11 protein-coding genes are annotated in these 11,216 nt (G+C 74.3%); 4 read left to right on the top strand and 7 right to left on the bottom strand.

Annotation, left to right across the window (positions count from 1 at the left end; all coding sequences use genetic code 11):
• Positions 1-155 precede the first annotated feature (155 nt).
• A complete protein-coding gene (locus tag ABZY44_RS22425) occupies positions 156-782 on the bottom strand; it encodes a DUF4291 domain-containing protein (RefSeq protein WP_356656477.1) in 627 nt (208 codons plus the stop codon).
• 110 nt (positions 783-892) lie between these two features.
• Positions 893-3,403 carry a helicase C-terminal domain-containing protein gene (locus tag ABZY44_RS22430; RefSeq protein WP_356656479.1) on the bottom strand — a complete coding sequence of 837 codons (2,511 nt, stop codon included), beginning with the start codon at positions 3,401-3,403 and terminating at the stop codon, positions 893-895.
• 85 nt (positions 3,404-3,488) lie between these two features.
• Between ABZY44_RS22430 and ABZY44_RS22435 the strand changes: the two genes are divergently transcribed.
• A complete protein-coding gene (locus ABZY44_RS22435; protein WP_356656481.1) occupies positions 3,489-4,469 on the top strand; it encodes a hypothetical protein in 981 nt (326 codons plus the stop codon).
• 41 nt (positions 4,470-4,510) lie between these two features.
• Complete coding sequence (locus tag ABZY44_RS22440) at positions 4,511-5,140, top strand: HAD family hydrolase (protein ID WP_356656483.1); 630 nt, start codon at positions 4,511-4,513, stop codon at positions 5,138-5,140.
• Positions 5,141-5,219: 79 nt separating this feature from the next.
• Here ABZY44_RS22440 and ABZY44_RS22445 read toward each other — a convergent pair whose 3' ends face one another.
• On the bottom strand, positions 5,220-5,492 hold the full coding sequence (locus tag ABZY44_RS22445; RefSeq protein WP_356656485.1) for a hypothetical protein: 273 nt from the start codon (positions 5,490-5,492) through the stop codon (positions 5,220-5,222).
• A 142-nt stretch (positions 5,493-5,634) separates the two neighbouring features.
• Between ABZY44_RS22445 and ABZY44_RS22450 the strand changes: the two genes are divergently transcribed.
• Positions 5,635-6,018 (top strand): cold-shock protein, encoded by a 384-nt coding sequence (locus ABZY44_RS22450; RefSeq protein ID WP_356656487.1) that lies wholly within the window; start codon positions 5,635-5,637, stop codon positions 6,016-6,018.
• A 55-nt stretch (positions 6,019-6,073) separates the two neighbouring features.
• Here the strand turns inward: ABZY44_RS22450 and ABZY44_RS22455 are convergent, their stop codons facing one another.
• From ABZY44_RS22455 to ABZY44_RS22470, 4 genes are all read right to left on the bottom strand, one after another.
• A complete protein-coding gene (locus ABZY44_RS22455; protein WP_356656508.1) occupies positions 6,074-6,964 on the bottom strand; it encodes a 1,4-dihydroxy-6-naphthoate synthase in 891 nt (296 codons plus the stop codon).
• Positions 6,965-6,969: 5 nt separating this feature from the next.
• Positions 6,970-7,734 carry a futalosine hydrolase gene (locus ABZY44_RS22460; protein ID WP_356656489.1) on the bottom strand — a complete coding sequence of 255 codons (765 nt, stop codon included), beginning with the start codon at positions 7,732-7,734 and terminating at the stop codon, positions 6,970-6,972.
• A gap of 13 nt (positions 7,735-7,747) precedes the next feature.
• Entirely contained in the window at positions 7,748-8,236 is a 489-nt protein-coding gene (locus tag ABZY44_RS22465) for a DUF2771 domain-containing protein (RefSeq protein ID WP_356656491.1), read from the bottom strand.
• Between the two features lie 221 nt (positions 8,237-8,457).
• Positions 8,458-9,828 (bottom strand): MFS transporter, encoded by a 1,371-nt coding sequence (locus ABZY44_RS22470; RefSeq protein ID WP_356656510.1) that lies wholly within the window; start codon positions 9,826-9,828, stop codon positions 8,458-8,460.
• A 337-nt stretch (positions 9,829-10,165) separates the two neighbouring features.
• Between ABZY44_RS22470 and ABZY44_RS22475 the strand changes: the two genes are divergently transcribed.
• The gene (locus ABZY44_RS22475; RefSeq protein ID WP_356656493.1) at positions 10,166-11,077 is read left to right on the top strand and encodes a DUF3027 domain-containing protein; all 912 of its coding nucleotides are present in this window, start codon (positions 10,166-10,168) and stop codon (positions 11,075-11,077) included.
• Positions 11,078-11,216: the final 139 nt, after the last annotated feature.

An 11,216-nucleotide genomic window follows, 5' to 3' on the forward strand; every position in this document is an offset into this window, starting at 1 on the left:
TCTTCACACAGGACGCATCTTCAATCCGTCGTCGGAACGTCACCGCTGTGCAACAGGCCCCGGAGGTCCTCCCGTACCTCCTGACCTGCGAAAACGGAACCATCTCGACCTGTTTGGCCCCGGGCTCCGATGCCCGGAAGCGTCACAGGAACCGGCTATGCGCCCAGGTGCTCCAGCGGCCCCGCCGGATAGGGCGTCTCCAGCGGGAGGAGGGCGCGCGCAGACTTCGGTTCGCCGCCCCGCAGCAGGCCGTGGATCTCCCGCGCCAGCGGGGTCACGTCGCGGACGGAGACCGTCCACTCGTCGGCGTACGCACGCGAGAACGGTCCGGACAGGCCCAGTTGGAGCGAGCGGTACGGCAACGGGTCCAGGTGCAGGTCCCGTTCCGGGTCCCACTGCACCCGGGCGGGCGCGGTGCGCAGCGCCGTCTTCCAGGCCGCCCGGTCGGGGTGCACGGCGGGGGCGTAGTGGGACAGGCAGGCGTCGCGCAGCGCCCGTTCGAAGCCGGTGCGGGTGATCTCGACGGCCAGGACCGTCTCCTGATCGGCCTTGGTGGCCCAGCCGCAGCGGTACATCATCCACAGGAACGACGGCTTGACCCAGGTCATCCGGTCCCGCTTCCAGTCGGGCGGGAAGCGGCCGTCCCGGGCGGCGGGGAGCCCCAGCCGAGGGGCGTACGCCTGGTAGACGGTGACGGTGGCGTCGGTGTGGGACGCCCGGATCTGGTGCTGCGGAGTGAGGGACGGGCCGGTGGACGGGCCGGGGGGCAGGGTCTCGGACATGGCCCCAGCCTGCGGCGCCGGACACCCGCCCGGCCAGCGGTTTTCCCCGCGGGGCCAGGGCTCGATCGGCCGCCCCCCGCTCGACCTGGTCCTCCCAGACCTGGTCCTCCTCAGACCTGGTCCTCCTCCAGTTCCGCGACGCCCGTGATCCGGTGCAGCGCGTACGTCCGTACCTCGTCCGCCGTGTGGTCGTAGCCGGTGACGAAGCCGCCCTCCACCCGCACCGGGGCGATGACCCGCTGACTCGCCGCCCCGTCGGCGTTGACGTACCCGATCCACACCGCCGAGCCGGTCATCGCGGCCGCCTGCACCGTCGCCAGGGTCTCCGCCGCGCTGGTGCGCGGGAGTGCGCCCGGCGCCCCGGCCGAAGTCCCGGAAGCCCCCGAAGCCCCGGAAGCCCCCGAGGACGCGGGCTCCTTGCGCACCGCCGTCGCCGCCGCGTCGCCCGCGCGGATCGCACGCAGCGCCGCGCCGAGCAGCGTCGCGTCCGGCACCGGCGGCCCGTCCGGGACGGGTACGGGCGCCGAGCGGGGCGGCGTGCGGTGGGCATCGGCGCGGGAGACGAGGACGTCACCCGTACGGGATTCCGCGGCCGGGGCGTACCCCATGCCCCGCAACCCGTCGAGCAGCGCGGCGGGTTCGGCCTGCGCCGCCAGCACGGTCGGCGCGAGGCGGCGCAGTCCGAGGCCCGTCGAGCGCTTGTCGGCCAGGATCTCGTTGAGCATGCCGTCGTCGTCGCAGCGCACGTACGAGGAGGCCGCGCCGACCCGGAGGTGGCCGTGGCGGCGCGCCACGTCGTCGATGAGGTACGAGAGCGGCTGCGGCACGGGGGTGCGGCTGTGCTCGGTCAGGAACGCCTGAAGGTCGACGGCCGTGTGGCCGGCGTCCAGGGCGCGGCGCACCGATCCGGGCGTGAAGCGGTACACCGTGGCCCCGCCCTTGGACTCCACGTCGGCCAGCACGGCCAGGACGTCGGCGAGCGCCCGGCGCAGCGGGCCCGGAGCCACCGCCGTCAGGTCCGCCTGCAGCAGGACGTGGTCCACCGGCTCGGGCAGCAGCGGCGCGAGCAGTGGCGCCGGGTCCCCGCCCGCCAGCAGGACGCGGCCGTGCGCGGCGAGCGCGCCGCGGCCGGTGACGCCGAGGACCTCGGCCTCGGTCAGCGCCCAGTGGGCCAGACGGGCGCGCAGCTCGCTCGTGCCGCGCACCGGGCGCTCCCAGGCGAGACGGGCCTGGAGCGCGGCCGTGTCCGGGGCGCCGCCCTCGGGGAGGCCGGCGAGGAGGTGGAGGACGCGGCGGCGCACCTCGGGAGCGGCGGAGCGGTCCAGATCCGGGCCGAGGACCGACAACGTACGGCCCTTCGTGTCCTGTTCGCCGACCAGGCCGGCGGTCCGGGTCGCGGCCAGCCAGGCCGTCGCCAGCACCGTCCAGCGCTCGGCGGGCGGCAGTTCGCACCAGCCGTCGAAGGCGGGGGTCGGCGCGTACCGCTCGTCGGCCTCGCCGTCGCTGGCCAGCAGGCCCGCGGCGTAGGCGAGTTCGATCCAGAACGCCGCCGACGGCTCGTTCGTGTCCAGGGCCGCCGCGGTCCGCTTCAGGTCGCGCACGGAGAGCCCGCCCGCCCGCAGCACGGGCGGACCGGTGTACTCCCAGGACTTCACCAGCTCTTCGACGGTGGACAGCGAGGTCAGCGCCTGGCCGGCCGCGTTCGCGTCCACAAGCTGTGGACGGTGCTCGCGGTGCGCGGGAACGGGCGGTGCCAGCGGCTCCGTCGCCCGGTGCGCGAGGCCGCCGCGCAGGTGGAGGGCCACCTCCCGGGGCAGCAGGACCGTCCGCGCCGAAGCCGGCAGCAGCAGGCCCCGGTCGCGCAGCCAGCGCACGGGGGGCGTCGGATTCGGGGTCACCTCCCCGTACGGCGGCCCCCAGACGAGGCGCCCCAGCACCTGATGTGCCTCGGCCGGGGCCTCGTCGAGCAGCGCCGACATCCGGACCGGGTCCGTGAACAGGGCCGTCAGCGCGGTCACCGCCGACACCGGATCGTGAGTGGGCGTCAGCCCGGCCGCCGCGACGATCTCCTGGATCCGGGTCGGCGACATGCCCGCGGTGGCTTCGGCGACGGTCGGGCCGAGCCCGGTGGGGGAAGGTCTGGACGCCGAGGGGGCGAGCAGCTCGCGGGCGGTGCGCACCAGGCGCAGCCGTTCGTCGTCGCCCCAGACGAGGGCCTGGTCGCGCAGGGTCGCGAGGGCGCGGGGCAGTTCGGCGCGGGCCCCGTTGTCCCTGACGGACGTGGTGCCCGTGTCACCGCTGAGCAGCGTCTCCAGGACCCGGTAGGGGCAGGGCTCGGGGGCCACGACCAGGGCCTCTGCCGTCTGCAGCGCGAAGCGGTCGAGGCGGTCCAGGGCGCGCGCCACCGAGGCCCGGGTCCCGGCCCGCGTCGCCAGCTGCGTCACGTCGCCGGGGACCGGGCTCAGCAGGTCGGGCCGGGCGCGCAGCAGGGCGGCGAGGCCCTCGTCGTCACGGGCGCGCAGCTCTTCGGCGAGGGAGCGCGGAGCGCTTCCCGCGGTGCTCGGGTCAGGCACGGTCGTCGCCTCCTGGTCGCGTCGGCCGGTCAGTCGGCCGGTCCCCATCCGGTCAACGGTATCCGCTGTGCCCTCGGCAGCTCCACGGGCGCACGCGCTACCTTCGCTTCAGGTGGTACGGGAGGAGCCGGGCGTGGGGATCGAGAGCGACCATCTGGTCTACGAATATCTGAGCCGGGTCGGGGACTTGGCACAGCGCAGGCACGTGTCGTCGGGGGACCGGATGCGGCTGGTGTCGGGGCTGCGCGACGAGATCGACCGGCGGCGGGCCAGGTACGAACCGGAGACGCCGGCGGCGGTACGCCGGATCCTGGAGCGCATCGGCACGCCGGAGGAGGTCGTCGGCACGCTGTCGCAGGCCCGTGCCGCGGCCCCGGGGGCGGATCCGGGGGCGGATCCGGTGCCGGCGGTGCCGACGCAGCGGGGGGCCGCGCCGCCGCACCTGGCCGGACTGGACGAGCTCGGCCCCGGCGAGAAGATGGAGCCGGACTGGTGGCGGGTCGCGCCGGGGTCCTCGGTGGAGGGCTTCGCGGGCGGGATCGAGATCCCGGAGCTCTTCGCAGGGCCGGGCGCGGAGCCGGAACCGAAGGACCCGAACGCCCCGGACGCCGCCACCGCGGGAGGTCCGGGAGGTCCGGGAGATCCGAAAGGTCCGGGGGAGCCGGGGGAGGCGACGCGGCGGACGCTCCTGCGCTTCCTGCGGGAGCGGCGGCGCGCGAAGGCGGAGGCGAAGACCGCGGCGGCCGGGGAGGTGGCGGCCGCGGCGCGGCCGAAGCCGCACGCGTTCCTGCTGCTCGCGGCGGTCACGCTGGTCGCGGGCGCCGCCTCCGGCTACTGGCTGCTGCTCGCGGCGGGCTGGCTGCTCGCGTACGCCTCGCGCGTGCTGGGGCCCGCGGAGCGGAAGTGGGTGGTCTTCGGGCTGCCGGGGGTGGTGTTCGCGACGGCGGTGGTGTGGCTGTGGGGCCGGCTGAACGGGCGGTGGGGGGCGCCGCTCACGGACGAGGGCCTGGGCGTGGTCTTCCAGGACATGCTGCCCTGGCTGGCGCGGTCGGCGGCCGTCGTCTCGGCGCTCTACCTCTTCTGGCGTTCGCGCCGGGGCGTTCCTCCGTCCTGAGCCGTTCCCGTCCGCCGTGGCCGTCTCGGCACAATGGACGCATGAGCTCTTCAACGCTTCTGACCGTCGGCTTCGACCTCGACATGACCCTCATCGACTCCCGGCCGGGCATCAAGGCCGCCTTCCGGGCGCTGTCGGCCGAGACGGGGACCTTCGTCGACGCCGACGCCGCCGTCGGGCGCCTCGGCCCGCCGCTGGAACAGGAGCTCGCGTACTGGTTCCCGCAGGCGGAGGTCCCGGACGTGGCCGACCGGTACCGGGAGATCTATCCCGCACACGCGATCGCGCCGAGCCCGGCGATGCCGGGAGCCCGCGAGGCGATAGAGGCCGTGCAGGCCCTCGGCGGCCGCGTGATCGTCGTCACCGCCAAGCACGAGCCGAACGCCCGTCTCCACCTGGACCACCTGGGCATGAAGCCCGACGCGGTGGTCGGCTGGCTGTGGGCGGAGGCCAAGGCGGGAGCCCTGCGCGAGTACGGCGCCCAGGTCTACGTCGGCGACCACGTCGGCGACGTACGGGGCGCCCGCGCGGCCGGCGCGCTGTCGGTGACGGTCCCGACCGGCCCGTGCCCGGAGCACGAGCTGCGGGAGGCGGGCGCCGACGTGGTGCTGGGGGACCTCACGGAACTGCCGCGCTGGCTCGAGGAGTACGCCCGCACGCGGACGGCGTAGCCCGCACCGCGGGCCGGAGCCCGGCGCGGCCGAAGACCGCCCCGCCGGAGCCCGCCCGCGCCGGCGCGTACGCCGGGGCCTACGCCTGGGACGCGCGGGCGGCCCTGCGCTGCGAGGCGGCCGAGCGCACCACGCCCGCCGCCGAGAGGGCGAAGCCGACGCCCATGAGCATGCACACGGCCCACGCGTACGACGGGAACGGGTCGGTGTCGATGAACAGGGGGGCCATCGTGGCGAGGGTGGCGACGGCGCCGAGGACGAAGACGATGCCGCCGGCCTTGACGAGCGCGTCGCCGGGTCGGGGCGCGTCGGGGTCGGTGTCCGCGGGCTCGGGCTGAGGAGTAACAGTCACCCGACCAGGGTAGTTCCCTGGCCGGAGCGGTCATCCGCGAAGGACCGGGGAACGTCTTGTCACCCGGATCCTGACTACTAGCCTGAGAGGTGCGGGTCGGTGACCCGCTCACATCCGACGAGAGCAAGGACAGAGGGCGGACGTGCCTACCGGCAAGGTCAAGTGGTTCAACAGCGAGAAGGGCTTCGGCTTCCTCTCCCGCGACGACGGCGGCGACGTGTTCGTCCACTCGTCGGTGCTGCCCGACGGGGTGGACGCGCTCAAGCCCGGCCAGCGCGTGGAGTTCGGCGTCGTCGCCGGGCAACGCGGTGACCAGGCACTTTCGGTGATCGTGCTGGATCCCGCGCCGTCGGTCGCGGCCGCGCAGCGACGCAAGCCGGACGAGCTCGCCTCCATCGTGCAGGACCTCACGACCCTGCTGGAGAACGTCACGCAGCAGCTGGAGCGGGGCCGTTACCCCGACAAGGCGCACGGTGCGCAGATCGCCGGGATGCTGCGCGCGGTCGCCGACCAGATGGACGTCTGAGCCGCTGACACCCACGGTGCCCCGTCCCCTCCGGGAGGCGGGGCACCGTCGTCGGCTACGGAAAGACCAGCGCGTCGGCGGCGATGGCCGGAACCAGACCCTCCGCGGCTGCCCGCGTGAGCAGTCCGCGGACCGCCGCGTAACCGTCGTCGCCCAGGCCGGCGGTGAACTCGTTGACGTACAGCCCGATGTGCTGGTCGGCGACGGCCGGGTCCAGCTCCTGCGCGTGCGCCCGGACGTACGGGCGGGAAGCCTCCGGGTCGTCCCAGGCCATGCGGACCGAGGTCCGGGCCGACTCGGCCAGTACGCGCAGCGCGTCCGCGCCCAGCGAGCGCTTGGCGATGATCGCGCCGAGCGGGATCGGCAGACCGGTCGTGGACTCCCAGTGCACGCCCATGTCGGCCAGGCAGTGCAGCCCGTAGTCCTGATAGGTGAACCGGGCCTCGTGGATGACCAGTCCGGCGTCCACGCGCCCGTCGCGCACGGCCGGCATGATCTCGTGGAACGGCAGCACGACCACCTTGCCGACACCCTCCGGCGGCAGCACGTCGGCGGCCCACAGCCGGAACAGCAGGTAGGCCGTGGAGCGTTCGCTCGGGACGGCGACCGTCCTGCCGGTCAGGTCCAGGCCCGGCTCGCGGGTGAGGACGAGGGGACCGCAGCCGCGGCCGAGCGCACCGCCGCAGGGCAGCAGCGCGTACTCGTCGAGGACCCACGGCAGGACGGCGTAGGAGACCTTCAGGACGTCCAGCTCGCCGCGCTCGGCCATGCCGTTGGTGAGGTCGATGTCCGCGAAGGTGACGTCGAGGGCGGGCGCGCCGGGGACGCGGCCGTGCGCCCAGGCGTCGAAGACGAAGGTGTCGTTCGGGCAGGGTGAGTAGGCGATCCGCACGGGCTTCACGGCGTCGGGGGAGTCCGGGGGGTTCGGGGAGTCCGGGGGGTTCAGCGCGTTCACGAGGTGCCTTCCCAAGCGGCGAGTACGGGTCCCAGCGCCCGGAAGCCGTCGGCCAGGGCGGTCAGCGCGTCACCGATCCGCCAGGCGGCCCGGTCGCGGGGCCCGACGGCGTTGGAGACGGCCCGGACCTCCAGGACGGGGAGCCCGTGCGCGGCGGCGGCCTCCGCCACCCCGAAGCCCTCCATGGCCTCGGCCCCGGCGAGGGGGTGGAGGCCGGCGAGGCCGGCCGCGCGGGCGGCCGTGCCGGTGACGGTGGAAACGCTCAGCACGGGTGCGAGCAGCGCACCGGTCGCCTCGGCGGCGCGGGCGGCGAGCGCGGCGGGGGGCAGGTGCACGCTCCGGCCGAAGCCGAGTTCCGTGACGGTCAGGAACCCCTGCGGGGTTTCGGCGCCCAGGTCGGCGGCGACGATCGCGTCGGCGACCACGAGGGAGCCGGTCGGCGCGGCGGGCAGGAACCCGCCGCCGATGCCGGCGGAGACGACGAGGGAGTAGCCGTCGGCGGCTGGAGCTGGAGCCGGAGCCGGGTCCCGGGTGGGCGCCGCGGCCAGGGCCAGGGCGGTCGCCGTCCCGGCCGCCGCGGCGGCCGGGCCGACACCGGCCACGAGGACGTCGAAGTCTCCCCGGCGGTGGATGAGGTAACCACCGGGGAGGGTGCGCGGCCCGGGACCGGAGGTGTGGTCCGGATGCGGGGTGGGCTCGGACAGACCGGCGACGACGGAGTCCGCCTCCGCCGTCACCGCGGTCACGATGAGCACGCGCACGGTGGGTACGCGACTAGTTCTTGAGCTTGAGGTTGAACGCCCAGACGGCGAGCGGCTTGCCGTCCTCGCCGACCTGCACGATGTTCAGCTTCTTCGAGGCCGGGGCCTCGCCCTGGCCGCCCGTCGAGAAGACGTCGGCGCCCGGGAAGCTGCGGTAGGTGTTGGAGGAGGGCTCGGTGATGGGCTGTCCGTCGAGGACGGCCTGCCACTTCTTGCCGTCCTTGACGACGTCCGGCTCGACGCCGAGACGGAGGGTGTCGCCGCGGGCGTACTCGATGCTCTTGGCGCCCTTGAGGTCGGTGAAGCACTCCTGGACCTTCTCCGCCGTGAGCTCCTTGCCGTCTTGGCAGGCGGACTCGGTGGATACCGACGAACTGCCGACCGTCACGGTCGCCAGCGGCGTCGGCTTGTCACAGGCGGAGAGGAGGAGGAGGCCGGCGGATACGGCTCCGAGGGCCGCGACGCTGCGGCGGGCCCTACCCGAGAAAAGCGGTGCGGTCATGAGCCGAAGGCTATCGGGCCGGTGCCCTGCGCTGCTGCACGGGGTCCCGGTGTGGCTTCACCGAGCGGCCGGGATGTGGGATTCGGTCACGGCGCCGTCGCGCGTGGCCCCGTCCCGGACGCCGCGCCCCGGCCGCAGGCGGGCCGGATCCGCCCCCGCCGCCGCCGGACGCGGATCCGCACCCGGAGGGGACGGCGGCCGACGTGGCCGCAGGGCCGGAGCTACGCCACCCGTGGGCGGGACGGCGTGGGGGTGTGGCTGGGGTGGCTGAGGACGCCGCGCAGGGCCATCACCGTGCCCAGGGCCACGATCGCGGCGGCCACGGACATGCCGAGGACGCCGTTCAGGGGGAGGGCGATGCCGATCGCGCCGCCCAGGACCCACGCCACCTGGAGCAGGGTCTCCGAGCGGGCGAAGGCCGACGTGCGGACGGCCTCCGGGACGTCGCGCTGGATCATCGCGTCCAGCGAGAGCTTGGCGAGTGCCTGGCAGAAACCGGCCGTCGCGCCGAGCACGGCCACGAGGACCCCGCTGAAGAAGACCGCCGCGACGATCGCGACCGCGAGGGTCAGGCACAGCACGGCGGCGATGATCACCTCGGGTGCGCGGGCCCGCAGCCACGCGCCCGCCGCCGTCCCACAGGCGTTCCCGACGCCCGCCGAGACCCCGACGATGCCCAGCGAGACCGCCGCGCTCTGCCCCGCGAGCGGGTGTTCGCGCAGCAGGAACGCCAGGAAGAAGATCAGGAACCCCGACAGCCCGCGCATCGACGCGTTCGCCAGCAGCCCGCACAGCACCGGCCGGCTGACCGTCCGCAGCCCCGGCCGCTTCGAGTGCGCCTCGTGGGTGGACAGGCGCGCCCGCCGCTCGCCCTTCGCCTCGTCCACCTTGTGCGGAAGGGTGAACGCCGCGAAGGTTCCCCAGATGAAGACCGCGCACGCCCCGTAGAGGGGCCACGGCGGCCCGATCGCGTGCAGGCCGGCGCCCACGGGCGCCGCCGCGCCCGTCGCCAGCAGACCGGCCAGCGTGACCCGGGAGTTCGCCTTGACCAGCGAGAAGTGGGGCGGGAGGAGTCTGGGGACCACGGCGCTGCGTACGACGCCGTAGGCCTTGGAGGCGACGAGGACCCCGAGCGCGGCCGGGTACAGCTCCAGGCCGCCCGTGGCCACCGCGCCCGACATCATCACCGCCAGCAGCGCCCGCGTCAGCATCGCGCCCGCCATCGCGGCGCGCCGCCCGTGGGGCAGACGGTCCAGCAGCGGGCCGATCACGGGGGCCAGGACGGTGAAGGGGGCCATGGTGATGGCGAGGTACAGGGCCACCCGGCCGCGTGCCTCGTCCGTGGGGACGGAGAAGAAGACGGTGGAGGCGAGCGCGACGGTGATCAGCACGTCGCCCGCGCCGTTGATCGCGTGCAGTTCGATCAGCTTGCCGAGACCCGATTCGCCGGCCCCGTGCGCGTGCGTGGCCCGCCGGATCCCGCGCGCCGTACCGGTGAAGGGCAGGTGCAGGGCACGCCCGACGGCCCGGCCGGCCCGCCTGGCCGGTCCCGAGCCGTCGCCGGACGACCGTGCGGGTGCCACGTCGCCAATAGTGCCCCAATCGGCCCGTTGAAACCCGTCCCGGCGCGTCGGGCGGAGATGGCCGGTCGGGGGGTTGTCCGCGAATCGGACCTTGCATGTGGGCCGAAGGCGCCGGAGGGGGTAGCGTGCGTAGCGCGCCACCGGCGGCTGCTCCTGGCCGCGCGCCTCTGAGCGATCCTGCAAAATGGATCGTAGGTAGGTGCGCCCTGGAACCCGATCGGGCGCGGACGTCGACGCGGCCCTCTGGTCCGCTCCGCCCGCGCTACGTAGGGACAGCCGACGGGTCGTTGTGGACGACAAGTACGGACGGCGCACTCGTGAGACGGCGTAGGAGAGAACGAGACCTGTGAGTGCTGCGACGACGCGAAGCCGTACCCCCGACCGCCTGTGCGTCGAGGCGGTAGACCTCGCCCGCGCGTCGGCTGAGGAAGCCGCCGCCCCCGGAGTGGTGGGCGCACACCTCGCCGCCGTATCGGAGGGTGACCGGGTCGTCACGCACTTCTTCGAGTGCAAGGACCCGGCCTACCGGGGCTGGCGCTGGGCCGTGACGGTGACCCGCGCGTCCCGTGCGAAGAACGTCACCCTCGACGAAACGGTGCTGCTTCCGGGCGACGACGCCCTGCTGGCCCCCGAGTGGGTGCCGTGGAGCGAGCGGCTGCGTCCGGGCGACATGGGCCCCGGGGACCTGCTCCCCACGGACGCCGAGGACCTGCGGCTGGAGCAGGGCTGGTCGGGCGAGGACGCACCGCCGCCGAACTCGGTGGTCTCCTCCGAGATGGCCGAGCTCGTCGAGGCGGAGGACGCCGACGTCACGGACCGCGCGATCGTCCCGGTACGCGGCTCCATCACCTCGGTGGCCGAGGAACTCGGCATGCGCCGTGCGCGCGTCCTGTCCCGCTACGGCCTGCACAGCGCGGCCGACCGCTGGGACGAGTCCTTCGGCGCGAAGACCGCGATGGCACAGGCGGCCCCCGCGTCGTGCGTGTCCTGCGGCTTCCTCGTGGCGATCGGCGGCTCCCTGGGCCAGGCGTTCGGCATCTGCGCGAACGAGTTCGGACCGGCCGACGGCCACCTGGTCTCCCTGTCCTACGGATGCGGCGGCCACTCGGAGGCCGCCGTCATGCCGAAGCCCCCGCGGCCCGCGCCGCCGGTGCTCGACTCCATGGCCACGGACGAGTTCCTGCTCCGTCCGGCCCCCGACTCGGGCTCCGTCCCCGCGGCGGACGAAGAGATCCTGGCGGACCTCGGTCACTCCTGACCCCTGACCGGCATGGCGAAGGGCCCCGACCTCCACGAGGTCGGGGCCTGATCTAAAAATTAGATAACAAATTATTACATTCTCAGGTGATATTACTCTATCACTTGAGTTTCTGCTAATTTCTTATACCAATGTGCTG

This window comes from Streptomyces sp. NPDC006544 (assembly GCF_040611715.1).
Taxonomy (GTDB): Bacteria; Actinomycetota; Actinomycetes; order Streptomycetales; family Streptomycetaceae; genus Streptomyces.